The sequence below is a fragment of the Pseudorhodoferax sp. Leaf274 genome (genome assembly GCF_001422445.1).
GTDB lineage: Bacteria > Pseudomonadota > Gammaproteobacteria > Burkholderiales > Burkholderiaceae_C > Pseudorhodoferax.
The window spans coordinates 91,352-116,910 of sequence record NZ_LMNA01000029.1; the positions used below are offsets into that span (position 1 = coordinate 91,352).

Consider the following 25,559-nt stretch of genomic DNA (forward strand, 5'->3'; position numbering starts at 1 on the left):
AACACGATGAACATCCCCACCACCATCGCCACCCACAACGGCTCCTTCCACGCGGACGACGTGTTCGGCGTGGCCGTGCTGCGGCTGCTGCATCCTGAAGCGAGGCTGCTGCGCACGCGCGATGCGACGCTGATCGCCGCCGCCGATTTCGCCGTGGACGTGGGCGGCGAATGGGACGCCGCGCGCGGCCGCTTCGACCACCACCAGCGCGGCTTCGATGGCGCGCGTACCAGCGGCGTGGTCTATGCCAGTGCAGGCCTGGTCTGGGCCGCGCACGGCCCGGCCCTGGTCGCGCAGCAGTGTGGCCTGGCGGAGCCGACGCTGGCCCAGGCCATCGCCGACAGCCTGGACCGCGAGCTGGTGCAGCACCTGGACCGTGCCGACACCGGAGCGGCCAATGCCGCGCCCGGCCTGTTCGGCCTGTCGGCGCTGCTGGCCCAGTTCAACCTGCCCTGGGACCGGCGCGGCAGCGCCGAGCAGGACGATGCCGCCGCGCTGGCACGCTTCGAGCAGGCGATGGCGGTCGTGACGCAGCTGCTGCTGGCCGCGCTGGACCAGCAGCGTGCACGCCACCAGGGCGCGCAACAGGTGCGCGAGGCGCAGGTGCTGCTGGACGGCCGTGTGCTGCTGTTGCCGCGCGGCGGCCTGCCCTGGCGCGACGTGGCCAGTGCCGAGATGCCGGACCTGTGGTTCGTGGTCTACCCGGACGCCAGCGACCGGCAGCACCAGCTGCATGTGGTGACGGTGGAGCCGCAGTCCTTCACCGCCCGCAAGGATCTGCCGCGCGCCTGGGCCGGGCTGCGCGAGGCCGAACTGGCCGCGGCCACCGGCGTGGCCGATGCGGTGTTCTGCCACAACGGCCGCTTCATCGCGGGTGCCGGCTCGCTGCAAGGCGCGCTGCGCCTGGCCGAACTGGCGGTGGCAGCCCCCTTCGACCCGAAGTGAGGCCGCGGCGCGGCGGCTTCAGCCGGCCGCGTTGATCTTGCCCACCACCTCGCGCAGCTTGGCGTCGGCCTGCGCGTTGTCCACCTGGCAGGTGCCGGCGGCCTGGTGGCCGCCACCGCCGTACTGCAGCATCAGTTCGCCGATGTTGCACTGGCTGCTGCGGTCCAGGATGGACTTGCCGGTGGCCAGCACCGTGTTCTGCTTCTGCACGCCCCACATCACGTGGATCGACACCTTGGCCTGCGGGAACAGCGCGTAGACCATGAAGCGGTTGACGGCCCAGATGGTGCCCTCGTGGCGCAGGTCCAGCACCAGCACGTGGCCGTCCATCCTGCCGCAGCGCAGGATCTGCTCGCGCGCCTTGCCGGCATGCTCGTGGTACAGGTCGACGCGCTCCTTGACGTCGGGCAGCGCGAGGATCTGCTCGATGCTGTGGTCGCGGCAGTACTTGATGAGGTCCATCATCAGCGTGTAGTTGCTGATGCGGAACTCGCGGAAGCGGCCCAGGCCGGTGCGCGCATCCATCAGGTAGTTCAGCAGCACCCAGCCCGTGGGCGCGAGGATCTCGTCCTCCACGTACTGGGCCGAGTCGGCCTTGTCCACGGCCTCCATCATGTCGTCGGGGATCCTGGGGAAGCGCTGCTTGCCGCCGTAGTGGTCGTACACCACGCGCGCGGCCGAGGGGGCCTTGGCGTCGATCACGTGGTTGCTGCCGGCGCCCGGGTTGCGGATGGTCTCCGACAGGTGGTGGTCGAACGCCAGGTGGGCGCCGGCCACGTAGGGCAGGTTGGTCGTGATGTCGCGGTCGGTGATGGCGATCTTGCCGTCCTGCATGTCCTTGGGGTGGACGAACGTGATGTCGTCGATCATGTCCAGCTCGTTCAGCAGCACGGCGCAGACGAGGCCGTCGAAATCGCTGCGGGTGACGAGGCGGTACTTGGGCGTGGGCATGCGCGTTCTCTTTCCAGATGAAGAAGCGCGGCATTGTGGTGGTGCCGTGCCGCGGCCGCACCGCCGCCCGGGGCTTGCGCTGACGGAAGGCGCGGCCGTTCTGCCAGGCGGCGCGCGCAGGTCGCGGCTTGTCAGGCCTCGGCCGTGCTGCTGCCGTCCACGCCGGCGTGGTGCGCCACCACGCGCTGCAGCATCTCCATGAAGGCCTGTCGCTCGGCGGCAGACAGCGGCTCCAGCATGCGCTGCTGCGCGCTCAGCATGGTGGGCAGCAACTGCAGGCGCAGCGCTTCGCCCTCGGCCGTCAGGTGCAGCAGGCGCACGCGCCGGTCCTGTGGCGACAGGCTGCGGGCGAGCAGGGCGCGCGCCTCCAGCCGGTCCACCACGCCGCCGATGGTCGAGGTGTCCAGGCTCACCGCGCGGGCCAGCGTGCGCTGGTCGATGCCCGGCTGGTCTGCCAGCGTCTGCAGCACGGCGTACTGCACCGGCGTCGTGCCTGTGCTGGCGGCCTCCTGCATGAACACGGCGAACGCGATCTGCTGCAGCCGCCGGATGCCGTGGCCGGGTTGCGACTGCAGGTCGATGTCGGGGGTCTTCGTCATGGTCGCGCCATTCTCTCATTGTGCAAATGATATGTATGCTGATAATATTAATGCGTACGTTAACGGACTTCATCAGGAGACAGGTGCCATGCAATTCCATCTGGACGGATTCCAGCCCGGCGATCCCCGCATCGCCCCTGCGTCGCCGGCTGCGCTGCAGCCCACGGACACGCCGCCCGCGCAGGTCGATGTGCTGGTCGTGGGCTGCGGCCCGGCCGGCCTGACGCTGGCGGCGCAGCTGGCCGCGTTCCCCGACATCCGCACCTGCATCGTCGAGGCCAAGGACGGCCCCCTGCAACTGGGCCAGGCCGACGGCATCGCCTGCCGCACCATGGAGATGTTCGAGGCCTTCGGCTTCAGCGAGCGCGTGCTGCAGGAGGCCTGCTGGATCAACGAGGTGACCTTCTGGAAGCCCGGCACGCAGGACGGTGGCGGCATCGTGCGCCACGGCCGCGTGCAGGACACGCCGGACGGGCTCTCCGAGTTCCCGCACGTGGTGCTGAACCAGGCCCGCGTGCACGACTTCTACCTGGAGCGCATGCGCGAGGCGCCTGGCCGCATGGCGCCGTACTACGGCCGCAGCGTGGTCGACGTGTCCGTGGACCCGCAGGCGCACGACCATCCCGTGGCCGTGCGCCTGGCCCGCGCCGGCACGGACCGGCAGGAAACCGTGCGCGCCCGCTACGTGGTCGGCTGCGACGGTGCGCGCAGCGCGGTGCGCAAGGCCATCGGCCGCCAGCTGGTGGGCGACTCGGCCAACCAGGCCTGGGGCGTGATGGACCTGCTCGCGGTGACCGACTTCCCCGACATCCGCAGCAAGGCCGCCGTGCAGTCCGAGCACGGCAACCTGCTGGTGATCCCGCGCGAAGGCGGCTACCTGGTGCGCCTGTACGTGGAGATGGACAAGCTGGGCGAGGACGAGCGCGCCGCCCAGCGCGGCATCACGGTGGACGACCTGGTGGCCACCGCCCGGCGCATCCTGCACCCCTACACGCTGGAGGTGAAGGACGTGCCCTGGTGGTCGGTCTACGAGATCGGCCAGCGCATCTGCGACCGCTACGACGATGTGCCGGCCGCGTTGGCCGGCACGCAGCTGCCGCGCGTCTTCATCGCCGGCGATGCCTGCCACACCCACAGCCCCAAGGCCGGGCAGGGCATGAACGTCTCCATGCAGGACAGCTTCAACCTGGGCTGGAAACTGGCGGCCGTGCTGCGCGGGCAGTGCGCGCCCACGCTGCTGCACAGCTACAGCGCCGAGCGCCAGGCGGTGGCCCAGCAGCTCATCGACTTCGACCGCGAGTGGGCACGCATGTTCAGCGACCGGCCCCGCGAGGGCGGCGCCGTCGCCGGCACCGGCGGCGGCGTGGACCCGAAGGCGTTCCAGCGCCACTTCGAGCAGCACGGCCGCTTCACGGCCGGCGTGGGCACGCACTACCGGCCCTCCGGCATCTGCGGCGACGGCACCCACCAGGCGCTGGCCAGCGGCTTCGTGGTCGGCACGCGCTTCCATTCCGCGCCGGTGGTGCGCGTGGCCGACGCCAGGCCCCTGCAGCTGGGCCACGTGGCGCGGGCCGACGGCCGCTGGCGGCTCTATGCCTTCGCCGCGGCGAACGACCACCTGGACGGGGCCACCGGCGTGCGCGCGCTGTGCCGCTTCCTGGCCGAGTCGTCGGACTCGCCCGTGCGGCGCCACACCCGGGCCGGGCAGGACCTCGACGCCGTGTTCGACCTGCGCGCCATCTTCCAGCAGCGGCACGACGGCCTGGCCATCGAGACCATGCCGGCCCTGCTGCTGCCGCGCAAGGGCCGGCACGGGCTCGTCGATTACGAGAAGGTCTTCGCGGCCGGCGGCAGGCCGGGGCAGGACATCTTCGAGCTGCGCGGCATCGACCGGGCGCGCGGCGCGCTGTTGGTGGTGCGGCCCGACCAGTACGTGGCGCAGGTGCTGCCGCTGGATGCGCACCAGGCGCTGGCCGGCTTCTTCGCCGGCTTCATGCTGCCAGGCTAGAGCCGCGCCGGCAGCGTCTCCAGCAGCTCGGCCGCGCGGTCCAGGTCGAACTGGGCCAGCGCATGCTCCACCTGGGCGGCATGCTGCACCAGGCCCTGGCCGCGCAGGCGCTGCAGCACGGCGGGCAGATCCGCATCACCGTGGTCGCCGTTGCGCAGGGCCTGCACGGTGGCGCGCAGCGAGTCGCGCCAGGGCTGCTCGTCCCGGCTGGGGGCTTCGTCGAACAGCGCCTGCAGTCCAGCCGGCAGCGCCGTCTCGGGGTGGGGCGCGGCTGGGGCGGGTGGCGCGCTGTCGGTGGCATGTGCGGGCGTCGCCGCGGCGGCATCGGCCAGCGGCAGCAGAACGCGGAACACGCTGCCCTGGTCCGGGCTGCTGTGCAGCGTCAGCGTGCCGCCCATGCGCTCGACCAACTGCCGCGCCAGCGTGATGCCCAGGCCCGCGCCGCCGAAGCGCCGGCTGGCCGAGCCGTCGGCCTGGGAAAAGGCCTCGAAGATGCGGGCCTGGTCCTGCGCCGCAATGCCGATGCCGGTGTCGTGCACGGCCAGCAGCACCTGGCCCTGCTGGCGCGCGAGCTGCAACCGCACGGTGCCGCGCTCGGTGAACTTCACGGCGTTGTCCAGCAGCTTGTCCAGCACCTGGCGCAGCCGCGCGTCGTCGCCCTGGAACGCATCGCCGAGGCCGGGCTCTGCATCCAGCCGCAGCGCCAGGCCCTTGCGCTCGGCGGCGTTGCGCTGGGCGGCCAACGCCTCCTGCGCCAGGCCGCGCAGCGAGAAATCGGCCGCCGTGCACTGCAGCTGGCTGCGCTCGAGCTTGGCCATGTCCAGGATGTCGTTCATGAGCCGCAGCAGCGCGGTGGCGGCCTGGCGCACCTTGAAGACGTACTGGCGCTGCAGCGTGTCGAGCTCGTCGCGCAGCACGATCTCGGAGAAACCGATGATGGCGTTCAGCGGCGTGCGCACCTCGTGGCCCATGTTGGCCAGGAAGTGGGTCTTGGCGGCCACGGCCTGCTCGGCGCGGTCCTTGGCATCGCGCAGCGCCTGTTCCATGGCCTTGCGCTCGCTGATGTCGACCACCACCCCGTCCAGCCACAGCACGCGGCCCGCGGCGTCGCGCACGGCCTGGCCGCGCTCCCGGGCCCAGAAGCTGCGTCCATCGCGGTGCATGGCGCGGTATTCGAGCGTGTAGCTGCGGTCGGCATCGATGGCGGCCTGCACCTCGGCGCTCACGCGCGCGTGGTCGTCCGGGTGCACCAGTTCGCGCAGCAGTGCGGGCGATGCCTCGTAGTCGGCCGCCGACCAGCCCGACAGCTTCTGCACGGCATCGCTGATGAACAGCACGGTCCAGTTGTCGTCGGCGGTGCAGCGGTAGGCCGCGCCGTGCACGCTGTCGATCAGCGCGGCATACAGGGCCTCGCGCTGCTGGGCCTGCAGTGCGGCCGCCCGGTGGCGGGCCACGTCGGGCGCGGCGGCGGCTTGGGCGGCCTGCTGGCGGCGCAGTGTGGCCGCCTCTTCGCGCAGCTGCAGCGATTCGCCGCGCGCCGCGCGCAGCGCACGCCACTGGCGCCAGCCGACGACAGCCGCCATCGTCAGCAGGAGCGCCAGCCCGAGGCACACGATTTCCAGGGTGGCCATGCCGGGTGGCGGGCTGAGCGGCGAAGAGAGCGGAGAGGTCGGCATCCCCAAGGCCTGGGCTGGATGGAGGGGGCTGCGTTGGTGCAGCGGCCGCGCAACTATAGAGAGCTATCCGCTCCTATTTCACGCTTTTGCGTGCGCCCATCCGTCCGAAGTGATGACTTTCGCACAGTCGGCCGGTTTATTGCCATCACGGCGCAGCCGGCCTGGCAGGCGCGGCTGCGGCGCTGCCCGCAGGCTTGACGGAGGCGCCGCGCACCTCGATACGCACCGCGTCGAGCACGGCGCCCGTGGCGTCCACCAGCTGCAGCTGATGGCGGCCCGGCCAGGGCAGCCAGGCGAGTTCGCGGCCGCGGCCCAGCGGCTTGCCATCCATGCGCCAGCGCGCGTCCGCGCCCTGGGCGCGCAGCCACAGGCGCTGGTGCGCGGGCGGGATGTCCGGGTCCAGCGCGACGATGCTGCCGTCCACCGGCGCCAGGATGCGCGGCGTGGCGGCGCGGTCGTCGGCGCTGCCCGCCAGCGCGAACAGGGGTTGCGCCGTGCCGGGCAGGAACCATTCGCGGCGCGGTGCTTCCAGCGCGTCGCCGAAGCGCACGGCGGCCTGCTCGACGCCGGCCGGCGCGCGCGGTGCGCGGCTGGGTGCCTGCCGGTGCAGCTGCTGCATGAGCGCGGCCCAGAGGGGCGCGGCGCCGCTGGTGCCGCTGACATTCCACATGGCCGCGCCGCCGGCATTGCCGACCCACACGCCCACGGTGTAGCGCTCCGACCAGCCGATGGCCCAGTTGTCGCGCATGTCCTTGCTGGTGCCGGTCTTGACGGCCGCCCAGCCGCGCGTGGCCAGCACGCTGTCGGTGCCGAAGGTCATGGCGCGCGCCAGCGGGTCGGCCAGGATGTCGCCGACGATGAAGGCCGCGCCCGCGTCGAGCACGGCCGGGCCCGGCGCAGGCCGCGGGCCGGGCACCAGCCGCACGGGCCCGGCACGCCCGCCGTTGGCCAGCGCGCGGTAGGCGTTGGTCAGCGCCAGCAGCGAGACCTCGGCGCTGCCCAGCGCCAGGCTGGTGCCGTAGTAGTCGCCGCCGTGCGCCAGCGCCAGGCCCAGCGCCTGCAGCTGCCGCGCGAAGGCATCGGGCGAGACCATCACCAGCGTGCGCACGGCCGGCACGTTGAGCGAGGAGGCCAGCGCCGTGCGCACCGAGACCCAGCCCTTGAAGCGCCGGTCGTAGTTCTGCGGGATGTACAGGCCCGCCGGCGTGGCGATGTGCGTGGGCGCGTCCTCCAGCAGCGAGGCCGCCGTGAGCCGGCCCTCCGCGATGGCCTGGGCGTACAGGAAGGGCTTGAGCGTGGAGCCGGGCTGGCGCGGCGCCAGCACGCCGTCGACCTCGGCCGCGCGCGACAGCACGCCCGACGAGCCGACCCAGGCCAGCACCTCGCCGCTGGCGTTGTCCAGCACCACAAGGGCGCCGTCCTCCACGTTGCGCCCGCGCAGCTCGCGCAGGTGCTGGTCCAGCTGCTGCCGGGCAAAGCGCTGCAGGCCGGCGTCCAGGCTGCTGCGCAGGCTGGGCGCGTCGGTGCCGGCTTCGTGCAGCAGCCGGCGCGCCAGGTGCGGCGCGATGCCCTCGCTGGCGGCCCAGCCGCGGCGCTGCAGGGCGCCCAGCGTCAGCAGCTCCAGGCCGGCGCAATCGGCCGCGCCCGTGCTGTCCTTGAACACCGCGCAGGCGCGGCGCACGACCACGTTCGGCGCAGCGTTCGGCCCGCGCACCAGCGCCGCGGCGATGGCGGCCTCGCGCGCGTCCAGTCCATGCGGCGCCTTGCCGAACAGGCTGCGCGCCAGCGCATCGATGCCGACGGTCTCGCCGCGCAACGGCACCAGGTTCAGGTAGGCCTCCAGGATCTGGTCCTTGCGCCAGCTGCGCTCCAGCCGCTGCGCCGCCACGGCCTGGCCCAGCTTCTGGCCCACGCTGCGGCCACCGGACCCGGCGCGCCAGTCCTCGTCCAGCAGGCCGGCCAGCTGCATGGTCAGCGTGGAAGCGCCGCGCGTGCGCGTGTTCCACAGGTTGGCCCAGGCCGCGGCCGAGACGGCGCGCCAGTCCACGCCGCTGTGCTGCCAGAACAGCCGGTCCTCGCTGAGCACCAGCGCCGTGCGCAGCGCGGGGGAGACGTCGGCCAGCGCGACCCAGGGGCCGCGCCGCACGCTGGCATCGGTGCGCACGCGCTGCAGCAGCTGGCCGTCGCGCGCGAGCACCAGGGTTTCGGACGGGCGGTGCGCGCTGCGCACTTCGTCGTAGGAGGGCAGGGCGTGGGCGTTGCACGCCAGTGCCGCCGCCAGCGCCATGGCGACACGCTTGAACCTCGTGTGCATGGTAGATATCATGGAAGATATCTTTTGAAGGAGTCCCGCATGCAGACCGCCAAGGTATTCGTCACAGGCCGCAGCCAGGCGGTGCGCCTGCCGCGCGAGTTCCGCTTTGCCGAGACGGAAGTGTTCATCCGCCGCGACCCTGTGACCGGCGATGTGGTGCTGTCGCGCAAGCCGGCCGATTGGCAGGGCTTTCTGGACGTCGTGGCGCAAACGCCGGACGCGGACGACTTCATGGCCGAGCGCCAGCAGACGCACACACGGCGCGACCCGTTCGGGGACTGGAGCGAATGAGCGCCGTACCGGCGGGCGGGCGGTACCTGCTGGACACCAACGTCGTCAGCCACGTCATCCGGGCGAAGGACGCCGGCTTGCTGGCGCGCGTCGCGCAGACGCCCATGGGGCGCATCGCCATCTCCAGCGTGAGCCTGGCGGAACTGGAATACGGGTGGCAGCGCGCAGGTCGCCCGCCGGGCTTGCGCCTGCGCATCGACGCCTTCGTGCAGCGTGTCGACGTGCTGGTCTGGAACGACGATGTCGCCAGGTGCTACGGCGACGTTCGTGCCGCCTGGGAGACCAGTGGGGTGAGCCTCGCCGACCTGGACATGATGATCGCCGCGCATGCCGTGGCCACGGGTTGCATCCTGGTGAGCCGCGACCGTGCCTTCGGCCATGTGCCAGACCGCTTGGCGCTGGAGGTCTGGTAGGGCAGCGCTCACGGTGCCGCCTCCTCGCGGTCGCGCGGGCCCACACGTCGGCTTGGGTCGGCGGCTGGCGCGGTTCGCGCTGGCGTCGATCCCCGCTGCGCGTGGCCCCTCNCTCGCCGCGTGCGCTCACGGCGCCGCCTCCTCGCGGTCGCGCGGGCCCACACGTCGGCTTGGGTCGGCGGCTGGCGCGGTTCGCGCTGGCGTCGATCCCCGCTGCGCGTGGCCCCTCGCCGCGTGCGCTCACGGCGCCGCCTCCTCGCGGTCGCGCGGGCCCACACGTCGGCTTGGGTCGGCGGCTGGCGCGGTTCGCGCTGGCGTCGATCCCCGCTGCGCGTGGCCCCTCGCCGCGTGCGCTTACGGCGCCGCCTCCTCGCGGTCGCGCGGGCCCACACGTCGGCTTGGGTCGGCGGCTGGCGCGGTTCGCGCTGGCGTCGATCCCCGCTGCGCGTGGCCCCTCGCCGCGTGCGCTCACGGCGCCGCCTCCTCGCGGTCGCGCGGGCCCACACGTCGGCTTGGGTCGGCGGCTGGCGCGGTTCGCGCTGGCGTCGATCCCCGCTGCGCGTGGCCCCTCGCCGTGTGCGCTCACGGCGCCGCCTCCTCGCGGTCGTGCGGGCCCACACGTCGGCTTGGGTCGGCGGCTGGCGCCGTTCGCGCTGGCGTCGATCCCCGCTGCGCGTGGCCCCTCGCCGCGTGCGCTCACGGCGCCGCCTCCACCTTCACCCGCGCGTTCGGCAGCTCGCCGAACATCTCGGGCGCGTACATGGCCTCCACGCGCGTGGGCGGCAGCGCGAACTCGCCCACGTTGTTGAGCCGCACCGTGTAGCTGGTCTTGACCTCGCCCTTGGGCAGGAAGCCGTAGTAGCTGCGGAAGGCCTCGAAGCCGCGTTCCTCGTAGGCGGGCCAGGTGTTGCCGCCGCTGCGCTCGCCCTGGGTGGCGATGGCCCCGATCGTTGTGTCGCGGCCCAGGCCGCTGCCCAGGATGGTGGCGCCGCCCGGCACCGGGTCGGACAGCACGACCCAGCTCATGTCCTGCGCGGCCGTCACGGTGATGGTGATGCGCAGGATGTCGCCGCGCGTGGTGCGGCCGGGCCGCGCCTGCTCGATGGGCACCACCTCGCGCGCGATGCGGTAGCCGCCATCGAACGGCGCCTTCAGTTCCACCGCGGCCAGCGACTGCAGCGTGAGCCAGGGCTTGCCGCTGCCCTCGTGCGTGGCCTGCAGCGTGGCGGCGCCGGTGCCGGGCCAGGGCAGGAACTGGGCGGCAGGCGCACCCTTGCCCGGCCAGTCGGCGCGCACGCTCTCGCTGCCCAGTTGCGCGCGCGTGCTGCCGCTCACGGGGTCGGCCTCGTACCTGGCCGAGAACTTGCGCAGCGCCAGGCTGCCCCAGAGGTTGGCCGTGGTGGTCTGCCAGGCGCCGCGCTGCTGGCGCGCGATGAGCCCGCTGGCCAGCCGGCCCATATCGGCCTGCCAGCCGGCTTCGTTCTGCACGGCCAGCAGCAGGCGGGCGGCATTGGCGTCGGTGTTGGCCATCAGCCACCACCAGGCATCGCCCTGCTCGGTGGAGAAGCCCACGCGCGTGCCCGAGAACGCGAGCCGCGTGCGCAGCAGCTGCTGGGCCTGCTCCAGCCGCTGGGCGCGCTGCGGCACGTCGGGCACGCGCTGCAGGATCTGCAGCCAGTCCAGCAGCGCATGCGTGGGCCACTGCTCGGGCACGAGCGTGAGGCTGGACACCATCCGGCCTTGTGCGCGGCCCGTGCGCGACAGCGCCTCCAGCGCCGCGAGCTTGCGCACGTCCAGGTCGGCGCGCGGGCTCCAGAAGCTGCGCTGCAGGCGGCCCTCGACGAAGGCCAGCAAGCCGTCCTCCATCTGGCGGCGCTGGGCCTCGGGCAGCGCGAAGCGCGGATCGAGCGCGGCCGCCTCGTGGGTCACGGCCAGCAGGTAGGCCGTCAGCGTGTCGCTGCCGCGCGCGGCCTCGCCGTCGCGCGGCGGGAAGTAGTTGGCCAGGCCGTCGCTGTCCAGGTAGGTGGGCAGCTGGGCCACCACGCCCTTCCACAGGGCTTCGTCCTCCAGGCCCAGCGCGCGGCTGGCGCTTTGCTCCAGGCAGCTGTAGGGGTAGCGTTGGAACCAGTCGCGCACGCCGGGCAGGCCATCGGCCAGGCGGGGCTGCAGCGCGAGCGACAGGCCGCCGCGCGGCTTGCCGTTGGTGACCAGAGCCTGCGCCGGCGGCTTCACCTGCTGCGTGAACGGCCCGTCCAGCTGCACCAGCGTGGCCTGCTGCACGGCGATCGGCACGGCCGGCACGATGCGCTGGCTGGCCTTGAGCGCATCGCGCGCATTGCCCGACAGGTCGCGCGCCTCGACCTCCCAGAGGATGGCCTCGGTGCGCGTGTGCGCCAGCTGGGTCGGGGCCACCACCTCCCAGGTCGCCTCGCGCGCTTCGTTCGGTGGTATCTCGATGGTCTGCGGCGCCAACTCCAGCAGCGTGGCCCGCGGCTTGAACTCCACGCGCATGGCCTTGGCCGTGGTGTTGCGCAGCGTGAACTGGGCGCGGAAGCGGTCGTCCTCGCGCACCAGCGGCGGCAGGCCGCTGATGATCTGCAGGTCCTGCGTGGTGCGCACCGTGGCCTGGCCGGTGCCGAACAAGGCCTGGCCGCTGTCGGCCACGGCGACGATGCGGAAACTGGTCAGCGCGTCGTTGAGCGGCACCTCCACCGTGGCCTGGCCCTGCGCGTCCAGCACCACGCGCGGGTTCCACAGCAGCAGCGTGTCCAGCAGCTCGCGCGTGGGGTTGCGGCCGCCGCCGCCGCCGGCTGGCACGGCCTTGCGGCCGTAGTGGCGCCTGCCGATGATTTCCATCTGCGCGGTGGCTGTGTGCACGCCCCAGGCGCGGCGCTGCAGCATCGCGTCCAGCAGGTCCCAGCTGTCGTTGGGTGCCAGTTCCAGCAGCGCCTGGTCGACGGCGGCCAGCGCCACCTCGGCGCCCGCGGCCGGCTTGCCATCGGGCAGCCTGGCACTGATGCGCACCTGCACACGCTCGCGCACCTGGTAGCTCGTGCGGTCGGGCTGCACCTGCACGTCGATGCGGTGCGCGCGCGTGCCCACCTTGAGCTCGGCCACGCCCAGGCGGAAGGCCGGCTTGGAGAGGTCGACCATGGCGCTCGGCGCCACCACCTCGCCGCGCGCATTCCAGAACGCCGACCACCAGCTGCGCGGCGCCTTGTAGCCCCAGGTGAAGAACGAGTACCACGGCACCTCGCGCAGCCGGCCGCGCAGCACCAGCGCGCTGACGTAGACGTTGGGCCCCCAGCCTTCCTGCACCTTCAGGCGCAGCGTCGGGTCCTGCCCGCTCAGTTCCACCACCTCGTGCCAGAGCACGCCCTCGCGCTCCACCGTGACCAGGGCCGTGGCCTGGCGGAACGGCATGCGCACCTGCAGCAGGGCGGTGTCGCCGGGCTGCACTTCGCGCTGCTCGGGCAGCAGGTCGATGCGGTCGTGGTTCTCGCCGCCGAACCACAGTTCGCCCTGGCGCGTGACCCAGACGGAGCTCGACGCCTGCACGCTGCGGCCCGCCTCGTCCTTGGCCGTGACGACCAGCTCGACCTCGCCGCCCTGGCCCAGCTGGGCCTCGCACAGCAGCAGGCCGCGCGCGTCGCTCTTGCCGCTGCACACGCTGCCCAGGTCCTTGGTCTCGCGCTTGGTGTCGTAGGTGTAGAAGCCGCCCACCATGCGCTTGCGGCTGGTCGTGGCCACATGGGCCTGGGCGCGCACGTCCAGTGCCACGCCGGCCTTGGGCTTGCCGTTGAGGTCGAGCGCCAGCGCCTGCAGCTGCACCTTGCCGCGCGCCGAGACCCAGCCCTCGGTCTTGAGGCCGGCCACCACGCCGGCTGGCCAGACCGTGTGCGTGCCGCGCAGGGTCTGGATCTCGCCGTTCGGGTCGGCGTAGCGGGCTTCCAGCAGCAGCTCCTGCGCGCGCGGGGCGGCCGGGATGTCGGGCAGCGCCACGCGGCCCGCGCCCTGGGCGTCCAGCGTCACGGGCAGCTTGTTGGCGATCACGCGCGGGCCGTTGGCGGCCTCGGATTCCTCCTCGCCTTCGTCGGAGTTGCCCTGGCGCCGGTCGCGCGGCGGCGCGAAGCTGAACGCGTCATAGCCGTCGAAATGCAGCCAGCGCTCGCGCAGCAATGCCGAGACCTCGACCGGCAGCCTGGCCGCGCCGCCGCCGGCCACGTAGTTCACCTGCACGTTGGCGGCCAGGCTGCCGGGCTGCACCAGCGGCCCGCCGGTGGCCGGCGCGATGCGGCCCTCCATCACGGGCAGGCGGAACTCCTCCACGCGGAAACGGCCCGACACGAGGCTGCGCTCGGCCTCCTGGTCGATGCCCACGAGTTCGACCTGGTACTCGCCGAGCTTGGCCGCGGGCGGCAGCTTGAAGCTGCTCTGCGCGCTGCGCCCGCCGGTGGCCGTGTCGCGCCAGGCCAGCGGCTGCTCGAACTGCTGGCCGCTGCCCACGTGGGTGATGCGCAAGGTGGCCGGGCGCCAGGCGGCCGGCGCCAGGCCGGCGCTGGTCTCGGTGCGCAGCAGGTGCTTCATGCCCACGGTCTCGCCCGCGCGCAGCAGCGTGCGGTCCAGGATCGTGTGGGCGCGCAGGTCCGGCGCTACCTCCTGGCTGGTCGGCAGGTCGAAGCGCCAGGGCTCGATGCCGCGGTTCCAGTCGCTGAAGGTGAAGGCCAGGTCGTCCACGCCATCGCTGCCGCGCGCGCGCGCCGTGACGAACCAGGCGGCAGCGCCTTCGTCCTGCGCACACGACGGCGGTTCGGGCGACAAACCCTTGAGCTGCACGACGCCCTGGCCGTCGGTCTGGCCGCTGGCCACCTCGCGGCCGCGGCAGTCGCTGACCGCCACGCGCGCGCCGGCCACGGGCTTGCCGCTGTCCAGCGCGGTGACCCAGGCCATCGCGTTCTCGCGGCCGAGCTTGAAATGCACGCCCAGGTTGGTGACCAGCGCGGCCGTGCGCACGACCATGGTGCGCTCCGGGCCGTAGCGTTCGTCGAGCAAGGCCTCGCCCAGCTGGCGCGAGGAGATCTCGACCACGTGAAAGCCTGGCGTCATCGGGATGCCCACGACCTCGAACGGCCGCGCCTCGTTGCCATCCGGTGCCGGCAGCTTGAGCTGCTGCACGCCGTTCTGCCCGGCCAGCAGCGACAGCATGCGCGACTGCACCCAGTTCTTCTGGTCGGGGTCGACCACGCGCGGCAGCGGCCGCCTGAGGTCGGCGGCGGCCTGCTTGCGCTCGACCTGGAAGCGGTCGTAGCGCTGCACCTTGCGCCACCAGGCCAGGATCTCGGCATCGCTCTGCGGCCGCAGCGTGGCCACCTGGCCGTCGGCGATGCGCAGCGCACCCACGCCGGGCGCGGCCTCGATGCGGCGCACGGTCACGGGCAGCAGGGGCGGGCCGTCGGGCTCGGCCAGGCGCTCGACGATGCCGAAGGGCGCGGAGGCGAACTTGGCCAGCGGCGGCATGGCGCCCGTGCGCACGGCCAGCGGGAAGCTGTCGGCGTTGTCCAGCGGCCGGTCGGAGGCGTCGCGCAGCTTGGCGGGCAGCGTCAGCTGGTAGTCCGTGCTTTCGGTGAACGGCGGGTCGAAGCGCAGGCCGTCGACGAGTGCGTCCGTGTTGTCGTCGATCTGCGGCGCGATGCTGCGCCCGCCGCCCTGCAGCCGGATGGCGGCCGCCTGCTCGCGCGGCAGCGGGGCGCTGAACTGCAGGCGCAGCGGCCGGATCGGCAGGCAGTCGGCCTGGGCGTTCTCGCGCTCGCAGCTGAAGTTGGCCGTGAAGGGCGCGCGCACGGTGAAGTCGAAGCGCCGCTCCACCCGGTTGGCGACGCCGCTGGGCGTGGCCACGCCGGGCCCGTAGACGATCTGCAGGTCGGCCGAGGGCGGCAGGCGCCGGTTGCAGGCCAGCGTCTGCACGGCCAGCGGCGCCTTGGCGGCCTCCTGTTCGAGCCGGCGCGCCTGGAGCAGCGCGGCGCGTTCGGCGCCCTCGACGAGGCGCACGGGCACGCGCTCGCCGATGCCCTCGACGGCGCACCAGACGTTGGCGCGCACGCTCTCCAGCGTGGCCGGGCCGTTGAGACGCAGCACGAAGAACTGCTGCTCGTCGACCTGGCCGCCGTAGGGCCAGGTGCTGCGCACCACCGGGCCGCCTGTCTGGAAATTGAAGCGCGTGCGACCCGTAAGTTCCAGACTGGTGTTGGCCGTCAGTTCGCAGCGCTGGCCGGGCGGCAGGTCGTTCTCGAACTGCCAGACCCATTCGCGCGCGTTGTTCCAGCGGCCGGTGCCGCGGCCGGCGGCCTCGTCGGCGCAGCGCACCGTGGCCGGTGCGGCCGCGCGCGCATCGCCGAAGTGGGTGGCGTCCTGGTCGAAACGCACGACGACCTGGCGCGCCTCGCGCACCTCGCCCTGGGGCGTGACGGAAGTGATCTGCAGGGCCTGGGCGGCGGGGGCGGCCAGGGCGGCAAGGAGGAGGGTGGGAAGCAGGGAGTTGAGCGTCACGCTGGCGGTCCTTCGGTCAGCCGCCGAGGTTAGCTCACCCGTGGTGTCGCTTGCGTTCGCGCGCCCGCAGCGTGCGCTGCCACTCGGCCAGCCGCGGATCGGCGCCGACGCTGCTGGCGATCAGCTGGTCGAGCAGGATCTCCTGGTCGGTGCTGAAGCGTTCCGGAAACACGGGCTCGATCTGCACCACCTGCGTGCCGCGCGGCCCGCGGTGCCGCACTGGAAAGCCCAGGCCGGGCAACTCGTACTGCTGGCGGCCGCGCTGCAGCGCCAGCGGCTGCACGCCGTCCAGCGTGGGGATGGACACGGGCCGGCCGGCCGCCCAGGCGAAGCCATCGACGGGCACCTTGCAGTGCACGCTGCCGTCCGCGTGCAGCGTGAACAGCGGGTGCGGCGCCACGCCCACCTGCACCTCCAGGTCGGCAGGAGCTCTGCGTGCTGCCACGTGCAGCAGGTCGCCGTCGCGCACGCCGGGCGGGATGCGCGCCTGCACCTCGTAGGCCTGCGCGGCGAGCTTGCCCGTGCCTTCGCAGTGGCTGCAGTCTTCGCGCGCCGTGCCGGTGCCCGCGCAGTCCACGCATTCCTCGGGTTGGCCGGGCCAGCCGAACCAGGCCGATGGCCGCACGAAGGTTCCGCTGCCGCGGCAGCGCCTGCAGGCCTGGCCGAGCACGCGGTGGCCCAGGCCGGCGCAGTGGCCGCAGTCCGCGGTGAACTTGCCGCGCAGCGTCTTGATGCAGCCGGCCGCGGCCTCTTCCAGCGAGAGCTTGAGCTTGCGGTGGATGGGCGCATGGGGAGGCCGCGCCTGCTGTTCGGAGGTGGAGGCCCTGGCGGCGGGAGCGGGCGCAGGCGAAGGCGCAGGGGCGGGAGAAGGGGAGGCGGAGGACGCAGGCGTACCGGCGCTGCCCTCGCGTGCGCGCTGGATGGCCTCGAACGCCTGGTTGATGCGCTGCATCCGGGCCACGGCCTGCGCGCTGGCGTTGCGGTCGGGGTGCCAGCGCGAGGCCAGGCGGCGCCAGGCGGCCTTGATCTCGGATGGGCTGGCGTCGATGGGCAAGCCCAGTTCGGCGAAGGCTTGGTCGTTCCCCACGTTGGTTCCTCTGCTCTGGCCGCATGGTAGCCGATGTTGTTGCGCCGCAGCATTTTCCGAGACGGCCGGTTTTTCCTCGTTTTTCGGTGCTTCGCGCGCCGGCGGCACCGGCCTAATCGGAGCCTTCTTGTCACAACGGGTTACAGGGAGTTCCGATGCGATCCACCGCCACGCCGCTGTCTGCCACGCCGCCTGCGATCTCGCGCGGCCGGCTGATCCGCGAGCTGTCCATCTTCGCCGCGCCGCGCAACAAGAGCGGCGCACTGCTGCTGCTGCGCGACGGCGCGTTGTACTGGGGCCTGTGGGCCGCCGTGCTGTTCGCGCCCGCCATCGGCTGGAAGATCCTGGCCAGCGTGCTGCTGGGCATCCGGCTGACCTCCATGTACACGCTGGCGCACGACGCATCGCACCGCACGCTGTTCGCCAGCCGCCGCTGGAACTGGATCGCGGCGCTGGCCCTGGGCGTGCCCTCGGTGCAGAACTACCGCATGTGGACGCACGACCACAACCATGTGCACCACCCGCGCACCAACGGCGACCACTTCGATTTCTACCGCCCGTTCTCCAAGGCCGAGTACGACGCCCTGGGCCCGCTGCAGCGGCTGGCCGAGCGCCTGTGCCGCGCGCCCAACGTGTTCGGCCTGTTCGTCTACTGGCTGGTGCGCTGGATTCCCACGCGCGTGTGGCCCAACCCGCGCACGCCGGTGGCGCAGCGTCGCGTGTCCATGGCCTACGCCGTGCCGTTGGCGCTGTTCCATGGCGGCATGCTGGCCTTCCTGGCGCTGGTGGCGCCGCGCATCGCGCCCGTCGAGGCCGGCACCGCCGTGCTGCTGGGCTGGTTCGGGCCGCTGATGCTGCACTTCTGGATCAGCAGTGCATCGCTGTACCTGATGCACACGCACCCCAACATCCCCTGGTTCAAGGGCGACATCGTGCGCACCGGCGACTACGCGCCCGAGCTGTGCTCCACCGTGCTGACCACGCCCGACTGGTTCAGCAAGATGGTCAACAACGTCTACTGCCATGCCGCGCACCACGCGCACCACGGCATCCCCAGCTACATGCTGCTGCCGGCGCAAAAGCGCATGAACGACCTGCTGGGCAACCGGCTGGTGGTCGAGCCGCTGTCGCTGTTCGGGATGCTGCGCACGCTGCGCACCTGCAAGCTCTACGACTTCGAGCGCCACCAGTGGTTGGACTTCGACGGCCTGCCGACGGCCGCGCCGATCGACCTGTCGGCGCGCAATGCGGTGGCCGAGCAGGTGGCCGCTGCGCCGCGCCTGCCCCGGCAGGCCGCGACCGCCTGAGCGCGGCCGCCGTCGCAGCCGCGTGGAAACTCAGCCCGCCACGCGCGTGGCGGTCCAGGCGGCACCGTCCACGGTACCGCGCATCGTCGTGCCGGCCACCTGCCCGGTGTAGGTGCGCCCGCCGGCCGTGAAGCGGATGTTCGCGCCGTCCAGCCGCGCATCGGCCAGCGGCGAATTCGCGCCCAGGCGGCCCGTCAGCTTCTGGAAGGCCTGCGTGAGCACGAGCCGCTCGCCGCCCAGCTGCCAGCTGCCGCCGACCTTGGCCGGCACCACCCACTTGAGCGCGTTGCAGTAGCCCGAGCAGCCCTCGACCACGTTGAACGAGTCGTCGGGCTCCCAGTCCTCCATCGTGAACGAGTTGGACATCACACGTGTGCCGGCCGGCATGTCCAGCAGCGTGGGGCGCAGCCGCATGTTGAGGTTGGGCAGCAGGAACAGCGTGACCACCGTGGCCTCGGAGAAGTTCGACGCGAAGATGTCGGCCTGCTCGAAGGTGGCGCGCGCCGCCACGCCCTCGGCCTCGGCGGCGCGCTTGGACAGCGCCACCATGTCGGGGTTGTATTCGATGCCGCGCGCCCGCGCGCCGCGCTTGGCCGCCGTGATCACGAGCCGGCCGTCGCCCGAGCCCAGGTCGACCAGCCGGTCCTGCGGCGTGAGGCCGGCCATGTCCAGCATGCGGTCCACCAGGGCCTGCGAGGTCGGCACCCACACCACGTCCTTGCCGCCCTGGCCGACCTGCGGCTGGTAGGCGGTGCCGCCCGGTTGCGCCCAGGCATGCTGGGCGAGGCTGGCCGCGCCGAGCGCGGCACCGAGGAAGGATCTGCGTGCAATGGTCATTCGAAGCTCTCCTGGGCAAGGGTCGGATGGAGGGAATGGCGGGGCCCGCGGCCGGCCGGCGGCGGGCGGGACCGGCGATGGAGTCCGGCCGCGCCCCGAATGTTCCGCGTTCAGGCGTCGCTGGCAAGGCCCGGCGCGCGCAGGCACAGCACCAGGCCCTGGATGGGCTGGCGCTGGTCTTCGCGCAGCGTGAGCATCTGCTCGTGCACGGGTTGCAGGCCATGCCGGGCCGCCAGCGCGCGCAGGTGGGCGGCGCCATGCGCATAGCGCAGGCTGGGCCGCAGCAGCAGGTCCTCGCCATCGGACAGCTCCACCGAGAACGCGAACACGCCGCCGGGCTGCAGCACGCGCCGCACGCCCGCGAACACCGCGTCGAGCGCGCCGACGTAGATGAACACGTCGGCCGCGGCGACCAGGCCGTAGCGCTCGGGCGTCTCGTGCAGGTAGGCGGCCAGGTCGGCCTGCACCAGCTGGTCGTAGGCGCCGCGTGCGCGCGCCTGTTCCAGCATCGTGGGCGACAGGTCCAGGCCGTGCAGGCTGCGGGCCAGCGGGCGCAGCAGCGGGCCGCACAGGCCGGTGCCGCACCCCAGGTCGAGCGCGGCGGCCACCGGCGTGCCGGCCAGGGCCGCCGCGGCCGCCTGCGCCACGGCCTCGTGGGCCCGGTAGCGCAGCACCGTCAGCAGGTGCGGCTCGAAGTCGTCGGCGTAGCTGTCGAACAGCCCGCGCACATAGGCCTGTGGCGCGGTGGCCGGCGCCTCGCCCGCGCCCAGGCCGGCGAGGAAATAGCGGCACAGCGCGGCATCGGCGCCGGCGGCCAGGGCCTGCTCGAAGGCGGCGCGCGCCGCGGCGGGGCGCTGCAGGTCGCGCAGCAGCTGGCCCAGCAGCAGGCCGGCCTCGGCCAGGCCGGGGTCGAGGGCCACCGCGCGTTCGTAGGCGGGCAGGGCCTCGGCGTGGCGTTCCAGCGCCTGCAGCGTCTGCCCGCGCAACTGGTGCGCGGCGGCGGTGCCGGGGTGCTCGGCCAGCAGGGCGTCGAGCAGCGCCAGTGCCTCGGCGTGGCGGCCGAGCTGGTTCAGCGCCAGTGCACGCTGGAAGCGGCCGGCCGGGTGCCCGGGCTCCAGCGCGGCCAGCGCATCGAGCGCTTGCAGCGCATCGGCCGGACGCCCCAGGCGCAGCCGCACCACGCCCAGGTTGAGCAACGTCGACGGCCGGCCGGGCACGAGCGCGGCAGCGGCCTGGAGCCGGCTTTCGGCCTCCGCATGGCGGCCGGCCTCGGTCAGGGCCACGGCGTCGAGGAACAGGGTCTTGGCCTGCGCGAAGGCGTCAGCGGTCGGTTCGGTCATGCGGCCGCAGCATAGCGGCTGGGCGCGGGCCGGCGGTGCGCGTGCACGCAGCTCAGCACGCTGGCGGCGACGCAGGCCATGGCCAGCCACTCCGCCACGGTGGGCGTGCGCCATTCCCACAGGAAACCGTAGAGCAGCGCGAACAGGGTCTCGAACAGGATCATCTGGCCGACCAGGGTCAGCGGCAGCAGCCGGCTCATGCGGTTCCACAGCGCGTTGCCGACGATGGACGCCGCCAGCGCCACGCCCACCGCCACGCCGGACAGGCGCAGCCAGTCGGCGCCGGCGTGGTCGCGCGGATCCAGCCACAGCGCGAACGGCAGCAGCGCGAGGGCCTGCGCGCCGGTGGCCACGCCGGTGGCCAGGTTCCAGTCCTGCACCGAGACGTGCGGTCGCTGCGCCAGCGCGCGCGCATTGCCGACGGCGTAGGCCGTCCAGCAGGCCAGTGCGCCGAGCGCGCACAGCATTCCCAGCGGCGAGGCGGCGGCGTGGCCCAGCGATTGCCAGCCGATGCAGGCGATGCCGGCCAGCCCGCACAGCAGCGAGGGCAGCAGCCGGCGCAGCGGCAGCGCGCCCTGCGCGCGGCTGCCGATCACGGTCACGGCCACCGGCAGGAAGCCGATCACGAGCGAGGTCATGGCGATGCCGCCGCGCTGCACGGCGTTGGCCAGCAGCAGGTAGTACAGCGTGTTGCCCAGCAGCGCCAGGCGCGCGAGCAGGGCCCAGTCGCCCCGGCCGAGTTGTGCGGCCAGCCGGCGCCAGCGCGGCAGCAGCAGCGCGCAGGCGATGAGGCCATAGGCCAGGAAACGGCCCGCCGTGAGCTGCAGCGGCGTGAAGCCATGCGCGAGTTCGGGCGCGAGGAACACCAGGCCCCAGAGCGCGCCGGCGGCCATGCCGCACAGGATGCCCGCCCAGTGGCCGTAGGCTGCGCAAGAGGGGGAAGAGGGGGACGAAGAAACCATACCCGCACTGTCGCGCGGCGGGCCGGCACCGTCTCGGCCAGGACTGCCGCGTTTTAGGCCCGGCCTCGCGCTGCGCGCCGGACCGCGGCCGGCGTGCTGCCGGTGGCGCGCCGCATGGCGCGCGTCAGTGCGTTCTGGTCGGCATAGCCGGCCGCCAGCGCCAGTTCGGCGATGGGGCGGTTGGTGGTGACCAGCCATGCGCGCACGCGTTCCAGCCGCAGCTGCTGCAGCCAGGCGGCCGGCGTGCGGCCGAGCTCGCTGCGGAACAGCGCATGCAGGCGGCTCGTGCTCAGGTGCGCCTCCTGCGCCATGCGCTGCGCCGTCCATGGCGCACCGGGCTCGGCCTGCACCCGGGCCAGCAGGGCGCCGAGCCGCGACACCGCGCGCGGCGCCTGCTGGGCCAGCTGGTCCAGCAGCAAGGGCACCCAGTGCTGCAGCTGGCCGGTGGTGGCGGGCCCGCCCTGCAGCACCAGGCCCATGTAGTCGACGAGCCGCCAGGCGGCCGGCGCGATCGCCTGGTAGGGCTGCGCGGCCAGCCGGTCCAGCAGCGGCATGGGCACCTGCTGCGCATCGAGGTCGAGGATCAGCGCCTGGTTGTGTTCATGGGACACCTGGGTGTGGCGCATGCCGGTCTCCACGAAGGCGGCCTGGCCCTGGCCGAGCAGGCGCTCGCGCCCGCCGATGTCCAGCAGCAGCCGGCCGGCCAGCGGCAGCACCAGCTGCGCATGCGCATGGCGGTGCTCTTCGGCAGCCAGGCCGTAGCTGCGCAGGTTCAGCGTGAATGGAGGGAGGGCAACCATGGCCTGCAGCGTACCGCAGCGGCCGGCCCCGCCGTCACTTGCCGCGCACCAGCGCCATGATCTTGGCGGTGTCCAGCGTGCGCGCCTGCTCGCGCATCTGCGGCAGGTACTGCTGGTGCAGGCCCTGGGCCTGCTGCGTGAGGCTGGCGTAGCTGTCCTTGAGCAACTGTGTGGACAGCACGCGGCCGCCCGCGTAGTAGCGCTTGGCCACATGGCCGAGTGCGTAGGTGGTGGCAAAGCTCATGCCGGAACTGACGGCCTGGCGGCCGACGCCGCCCAGCAGCCCGCCGCCGAGCTTGCCGAGCAGGCCGCCCAGCAGCTTGCGGCCGGCCTGTTCCAGGTATTGCGAGGTCAGCCCCACGCCCACGGTGGCCAGGAAGTCCTTGATGTGGCCGCTGTCCAGCGCGTAGCCGTGCGCCTTGCCGATGTTGAACACCAGGCGCATCTGCAGCGGGATGATGGCCATGGTCGACAGGCTCTCGGGCAGCAGCTCGAGCGCGCCGTTCAGGATGGCGGCGTTCAGGATGGTCTTGTCGAGCGCAGCCTCGTCCACCGCGGAGCGGGCCGGTGCCGGCGGGGCATCGGCGGTGGCCAAGGGTGCTGCCGCCACGACGTCGGCCTGCTGAAGGAAGCCATCGGCCGCGGCCGGGGCCAGGGCCAGTGCGGCCTTGGCCTGCTCGAGGAAGCGCAACTCGGCCGGCGAGTGCACGCCGTCGGCATCGCACACGCAGACCGCCATCTCGTAGGCCAGCTGGCGCGCATCGGCGCCCGGCAGGGCGGCAGCGATGCCGTCCAGTTGCACGCGCTTCATGAGCACGTCCTGCACCAGCGTGGGCAGGTGCACGCCATCTGCCTGGGCCAGGCTGTCGGCAATGCGGCGGATCTCGGCGCGCTCGCGCTCGTGCTTGTCGCCATCGACAAAGGCGGCCATCAGCGTCAGCGACAGGATGGCGCGGGTTTCTTCAACGGTCATGGAATGGTCTCGGCAGCTTCAACCTGGATGCGAAGGCCCCGGTGGCCGGGGCGGGCCGCAGCTTAAGCCTGGGTGTCGGCCAATGCGTGCAAGGCCTTGGCCACCGGATGGTGATCGATGGGGCGCACCAGCCGGTCGACTTCGCGGCCGTCCTGCAGGAACACCAGCGTGGGCCAGAGCTTCACGCCGAACGAGCGGCCCAGCGGCCGGCCACGGCCATCGGCGATCTTGAGGTGGCGCACGTCGGGCCGGTCCTGCAGCGCACGCGCGATGGCGGGCTCGGCCGCGCGGCAGAAGCCGCAGAAGTTGTCGCCGAACTCCAGCAGCACGGGGCCGCGCATGGCGTCGACGTCGGCCCGGCCTGGTTCGTCGGAGCTGTAGGGTGTGGACATGGCAGCTGGGCCGTGGAAGGGGCTCTGCTTCAGCGTTCAGCGGCCCCGCACGGGCGAGGTGGGTGCCTGCGTGCGGGCGCCGACCTGGCGTGCGCGCTCCTGCGCCAGTTCTTCGGCCTCGGCTTCGGCCTCGAGCGCGGCATCGGCGTCGGCCTTGACCTGGGCCCGTGCACGCGCGGCGCGGGTCGCGTCGTCCGTCTCGCCGGCGGACTCGCGCACCGGGTCGGTGATGGCCTTGCCCAGCGATTCGAGCATGCTGTCGGACTGCGCGGGGCGGGCCGGCGTGGGTTCTGCGGGGCGGCGGGGCGTGTCGGATTCGGCCATGTTGATCTCCTGTTTCGGTGTGCCGCCATGTTCGCGCCATGCCGGCCGGCCCGCTGCCGGCCGGCGTCCCGCCAGCGCGCGGCGGTGGGGCGCTGGCCACTGTAGTCGCAGGCCTACAGCGCCCGGGGTCCATGCGCCGCGGTTCAGCCCAGGCGCACCGGCACGAAGATCTTGTCCTCGCCGCGCTGGATCAGCAGCGCCACCGACTTGTCGGCCCGGGCCACCGCGGCGCGCGCCTGCTCGGTGCTGCCGACGGGTGTGCCGTTGATGGCCAGCAGCACGTCGCCGGCCTCGACCCCCGCGCGGGCCGCGGCACCGCCCACCTGTTCGACCACCAGACCGCCCTCGGCCACGCCCGCCGCCTGGCGTTCCTGCGGCTGCAGCGCACGCAGCGCCAGGCCCAGCCGTCCCTGCGCCGCGGCATCCGGCGTGGCCGCGGCCACGGCCTGGTCCTTGGCGCCGCCCAGCTTGGCGCGGATCTCCTGCGCACTGCCCTTGCGCCACACATCGAGCTTGACCGTCTCGCCGGGCGCGGACAGGCCGATCGCCGCCGGCAGGTCGCCCGAGGCCACGATGGCCTTGCCGTCGATGGCGCGGATCACGTCGCCCGCCTGCAGGCCGGCCTTCTCAGCCGGGCCGCCCTTCTCCACGCTGGCCACCAGCGCGCCCTCGGGCTTGTCGAGCTTGAAGGAATCGGCCAGGGTCTGGTTGACCTCCTGGATGGACACGCCCAGGCGCGCATGCTCGACCTTGCCGTGCTGCACGATCTGCTGCTGGATGCGGCCCACCAGGTCGATCGGGATCGCGAACGACACGCCCTGGTAGCCGCCCGTGCGGCTGTAGATCTGCGAGTTGATGCCTACCACCTCGCCGCGCGTGTTGAACAGCGGGCCGCCCGAGTTGCCGGGGTTCACGGGCACGTCGGTCTGGATGAACGAGACCGCGCTGTCGCTGGGCAGCGAGCGGCCCTTGGCGCTGACCACGCCGGCCGTCACCGTGTTCTCGAAGCCGAACGGCGAGCCGATGGCCAGCACCCATTCGCCGGGCTGCAGGTCGGCGGGCGAGCCGATCTTGACCACCGGCAGGTTCTTGGCATCGATCTTGAGCACCGCCACGTCGGTGCGCGGATCGGCGCCCAGCACCTTGGCCTGGTACTCGCGCCGGTCGGTCAGCTTGACCGTGACCTCCTTGGCGCCCTTCACCACGTGCGCATTGGTCAGGATGGTGCCGTCGGCGCTGACGATGAAGCCCGAGCCCTGGCCGCGCACCAGGGGCGCCTCTTCGCGGGGGCCGCGGCCCTGGCGCTGGCCCTGGCCCTGACCGGGCTGCTGGAAGCGGCGGAAGAACTCGAAGAACGGGTCGTTGCCGAACGGATCGTCGCGCTGGGCGGCGCGCTCCTGGTCCGCCTCGTCGGCGGTGCCGGTCACGCTGATGTTGACCACCGCCGGCCCGTATTGCCGCGTGATCTGCGAGAAGTCCGGCAAAGCAACAGCTACAGGTGTTGCAGTTGTAACTATTGGTGTTGGCGCGGCATGGGCGATCTCGGTGCGCACGAGGCCCACGCCAGCGCCGCCGATGGCCCCGGCTGCCAGCAGCGCCAGCACGAGGCGGGAATTTTTCACGGAAAACTGGCTGAATCTCGGGTTCATGGCGTCCATCCTTGGGGTGTGTTGCGGATGTCCGAAATGATGAAGAGCCAGCCTTAGACCAGTCTTAAACCGGTCACGCACCGTTTCCAATGCTTACTGGCACAACTGACAGCTGACGCATGCCGATTGCCCTGGTGCAATCGCG

At 72.7% G+C, this 25,559-nt stretch carries 19 protein-coding genes; 5 read left to right on the forward strand and 14 right to left on the reverse strand.

Annotated elements, in window-relative coordinates:
- The first annotated feature begins 6 nt into the window (after positions 1–6).
- Complete coding sequence (locus ASF44_RS25865) at positions 7–945, forward strand: MYG1 family protein (RefSeq protein WP_056902153.1); 939 nt, start codon at positions 7–9, stop codon at positions 943–945.
- A gap of 18 nt (positions 946–963) precedes the next feature.
- Here the strand turns inward: ASF44_RS25865 and ASF44_RS25870 are convergent, their stop codons facing one another.
- Complete coding sequence (locus ASF44_RS25870; protein ID WP_056902154.1) at positions 964–1,896, reverse strand: hypothetical protein; 933 nt, start codon at positions 1,894–1,896, stop codon at positions 964–966.
- A 131-nt stretch (positions 1,897–2,027) separates the two neighbouring features.
- Positions 2,028–2,495: a MarR family winged helix-turn-helix transcriptional regulator gene (locus tag ASF44_RS25875; protein ID WP_056902155.1), complete on the reverse strand. Its 468-nt coding sequence runs from the start codon at positions 2,493–2,495 to the stop codon at positions 2,028–2,030.
- A gap of 88 nt (positions 2,496–2,583) precedes the next feature.
- Between ASF44_RS25875 and ASF44_RS25880 the strand changes: the two genes are divergently transcribed.
- Positions 2,584–4,503, forward strand: a complete 1,920-nt coding sequence (locus ASF44_RS25880; RefSeq protein WP_056902156.1) for an FAD-binding monooxygenase — start codon at positions 2,584–2,586, stop codon at positions 4,501–4,503.
- Here the strand turns inward: ASF44_RS25880 and ASF44_RS25885 are convergent.
- Positions 4,500–6,134, reverse strand: a complete 1,635-nt coding sequence (locus tag ASF44_RS25885) for an ATP-binding protein (RefSeq protein WP_056902157.1) — start codon at positions 6,132–6,134, stop codon at positions 4,500–4,502. The genes ASF44_RS25880 and ASF44_RS25885 overlap by 4 nt on opposite strands.
- 190 nt (positions 6,135–6,324) lie before the next feature.
- Positions 6,325–8,493, reverse strand: a complete 2,169-nt coding sequence (pbpC, locus tag ASF44_RS25890) for a penicillin-binding protein 1C (RefSeq protein WP_056902158.1) — start codon at positions 8,491–8,493, stop codon at positions 6,325–6,327.
- Between the two features lie 39 nt (positions 8,494–8,532).
- Here pbpC and ASF44_RS25895 point away from each other — a divergent pair, with 39 nt between their 5' ends.
- Together ASF44_RS25895 and ASF44_RS25900 are read left to right on the forward strand one after the other, a co-directional pair.
- Entirely contained in the window at positions 8,533–8,784 is a 252-nt protein-coding gene (locus ASF44_RS25895) for an antitoxin (RefSeq protein ID WP_056902159.1), read from the forward strand.
- On the forward strand, positions 8,781–9,197 hold the full coding sequence (locus ASF44_RS25900; protein ID WP_056902160.1) for a type II toxin-antitoxin system VapC family toxin: 417 nt from the start codon (positions 8,781–8,783) through the stop codon (positions 9,195–9,197). Before ASF44_RS25895 ends, ASF44_RS25900 begins: the two co-directional genes overlap by 4 nt.
- A gap of 696 nt (positions 9,198–9,893) precedes the next feature.
- On the opposite strand, the gene ASF44_RS25905 is transcribed toward ASF44_RS25900, so the two are convergent.
- Together ASF44_RS25905 and ASF44_RS25910 are read right to left on the reverse strand one after the other, a co-directional pair.
- A complete protein-coding gene (locus ASF44_RS25905) occupies positions 9,894–15,743 on the reverse strand; it encodes an alpha-2-macroglobulin (RefSeq protein ID WP_156374706.1) in 5,850 nt (1,949 codons plus the stop codon).
- 34 nt (positions 15,744–15,777) lie between these two features.
- Complete coding sequence (locus tag ASF44_RS25910) at positions 15,778–16,830, reverse strand: DnaJ C-terminal domain-containing protein (RefSeq protein WP_056902161.1); 1,053 nt, start codon at positions 16,828–16,830, stop codon at positions 15,778–15,780.
- Positions 16,831–16,985: 155 nt separating this feature from the next.
- On the opposite strand from ASF44_RS25910, the gene ASF44_RS25915 reads away from it, so the two are divergent.
- On the forward strand, positions 16,986–18,137 hold the full coding sequence (locus tag ASF44_RS25915; protein WP_056902162.1) for a fatty acid desaturase: 1,152 nt from the start codon (positions 16,986–16,988) through the stop codon (positions 18,135–18,137).
- Positions 18,138–18,167: 30 nt separating this feature from the next.
- On the opposite strand, the gene ASF44_RS25920 is transcribed toward ASF44_RS25915, so the two are convergent.
- The 8 genes from ASF44_RS25920 to ASF44_RS25955 form a co-directional block, all read right to left on the reverse strand.
- The gene (locus ASF44_RS25920) at positions 18,168–18,974 is read right to left on the reverse strand and encodes a cyclopropane-fatty-acyl-phospholipid synthase family protein (RefSeq protein ID WP_056902163.1); all 807 of its coding nucleotides are present in this window, start codon (positions 18,972–18,974) and stop codon (positions 18,168–18,170) included.
- 110 nt (positions 18,975–19,084) lie between these two features.
- Positions 19,085–20,314 carry a tetratricopeptide repeat protein gene (locus tag ASF44_RS25925; protein WP_056902164.1) on the reverse strand — a complete coding sequence of 410 codons (1,230 nt, stop codon included), beginning with the start codon at positions 20,312–20,314 and terminating at the stop codon, positions 19,085–19,087.
- Positions 20,311–21,276, reverse strand: a complete 966-nt coding sequence (locus tag ASF44_RS25930; RefSeq protein ID WP_056902165.1) for a DMT family transporter — start codon at positions 21,274–21,276, stop codon at positions 20,311–20,313. Before ASF44_RS25930 ends, ASF44_RS25925 begins: the two co-directional genes overlap by 4 nt.
- Before the next feature lie 53 nt (positions 21,277–21,329).
- Positions 21,330–22,076 carry an AraC family transcriptional regulator gene (locus ASF44_RS25935; RefSeq protein WP_056902166.1) on the reverse strand — a complete coding sequence of 249 codons (747 nt, stop codon included), beginning with the start codon at positions 22,074–22,076 and terminating at the stop codon, positions 21,330–21,332.
- Between the two features lie 34 nt (positions 22,077–22,110).
- Positions 22,111–23,049, reverse strand: coding sequence for a YcjF family protein (locus ASF44_RS25940; RefSeq protein WP_056902167.1), 939 nt, complete (start codon positions 23,047–23,049; stop codon positions 22,111–22,113).
- Between the two features lie 62 nt (positions 23,050–23,111).
- Entirely contained in the window at positions 23,112–23,441 is a 330-nt protein-coding gene (locus tag ASF44_RS25945; RefSeq protein WP_056902168.1) for a thioredoxin family protein, read from the reverse strand.
- 36 nt (positions 23,442–23,477) lie between these two features.
- A complete protein-coding gene (locus ASF44_RS25950) occupies positions 23,478–23,765 on the reverse strand; it encodes a hypothetical protein (protein ID WP_056902169.1) in 288 nt (95 codons plus the stop codon).
- A 143-nt stretch (positions 23,766–23,908) separates the two neighbouring features.
- Positions 23,909–25,414: a Do family serine endopeptidase gene (locus tag ASF44_RS25955; RefSeq protein ID WP_056902328.1), complete on the reverse strand. Its 1,506-nt coding sequence runs from the start codon at positions 25,412–25,414 to the stop codon at positions 23,909–23,911.
- Positions 25,415–25,559 lie beyond the last annotated feature (145 nt).

What these genes read in the sequence shown, in the direction of transcription:
- ASF44_RS25955 (WP_056902328.1), bottom strand. Translation starts at nt 25,414, where the DNA reads ATGAACCCGAGATTCAGCCAGTTTTCCGTGAAAAATTCCCGCCTCGTG.
- ASF44_RS25880 (WP_056902156.1), top strand. Translation starts at nt 2,584, where the DNA reads ATGCAATTCCATCTGGACGGATTCCAGCCCGGCGATCCCCGCATCGCC.
- ASF44_RS25885 (WP_056902157.1), bottom strand. Translation starts at nt 6,134, where the DNA reads ATGGCCACCCTGGAAATCGTGTGCCTCGGGCTGGCGCTCCTGCTGACG.
- ASF44_RS25920 (WP_056902163.1), bottom strand. Translation starts at nt 18,974, where the DNA reads ATGACCATTGCACGCAGATCCTTCCTCGGTGCCGCGCTCGGCGCGGCC.
- ASF44_RS25915 (WP_056902162.1), top strand. Translation starts at nt 16,986, where the DNA reads ATGCGATCCACCGCCACGCCGCTGTCTGCCACGCCGCCTGCGATCTCG.
- ASF44_RS25900 (WP_056902160.1), top strand. Translation starts at nt 8,781, where the DNA reads ATGAGCGCCGTACCGGCGGGCGGGCGGTACCTGCTGGACACCAACGTC.
- ASF44_RS25895 (WP_056902159.1), top strand. Translation starts at nt 8,533, where the DNA reads ATGCAGACCGCCAAGGTATTCGTCACAGGCCGCAGCCAGGCGGTGCGC.
- ASF44_RS25945 (WP_056902168.1), bottom strand. Translation starts at nt 23,441, where the DNA reads ATGTCCACACCCTACAGCTCCGACGAACCAGGCCGGGCCGACGTCGAC.
- ASF44_RS25875 (WP_056902155.1), bottom strand. Translation starts at nt 2,495, where the DNA reads ATGACGAAGACCCCCGACATCGACCTGCAGTCGCAACCCGGCCACGGC.
- ASF44_RS25950 (WP_056902169.1), bottom strand. Translation starts at nt 23,765, where the DNA reads ATGGCCGAATCCGACACGCCCCGCCGCCCCGCAGAACCCACGCCGGCC.
- ASF44_RS25870 (WP_056902154.1), bottom strand. Translation starts at nt 1,896, where the DNA reads ATGCCCACGCCCAAGTACCGCCTCGTCACCCGCAGCGATTTCGACGGC.
- ASF44_RS25930 (WP_056902165.1), bottom strand. Translation starts at nt 21,276, where the DNA reads ATGGTTTCTTCGTCCCCCTCTTCCCCCTCTTGCGCAGCCTACGGCCAC.
- pbpC (WP_056902158.1), bottom strand. Translation starts at nt 8,493, where the DNA reads ATGCACACGAGGTTCAAGCGTGTCGCCATGGCGCTGGCGGCGGCACTG.
- ASF44_RS25865 (WP_056902153.1), top strand. Translation starts at nt 7, where the DNA reads ATGAACATCCCCACCACCATCGCCACCCACAACGGCTCCTTCCACGCG.
- ASF44_RS25940 (WP_056902167.1), bottom strand. Translation starts at nt 23,049, where the DNA reads ATGACCGTTGAAGAAACCCGCGCCATCCTGTCGCTGACGCTGATGGCC.
- ASF44_RS25935 (WP_056902166.1), bottom strand. Translation starts at nt 22,076, where the DNA reads ATGGTTGCCCTCCCTCCATTCACGCTGAACCTGCGCAGCTACGGCCTG.
- ASF44_RS25925 (WP_056902164.1), bottom strand. Translation starts at nt 20,314, where the DNA reads ATGACCGAACCGACCGCTGACGCCTTCGCGCAGGCCAAGACCCTGTTC.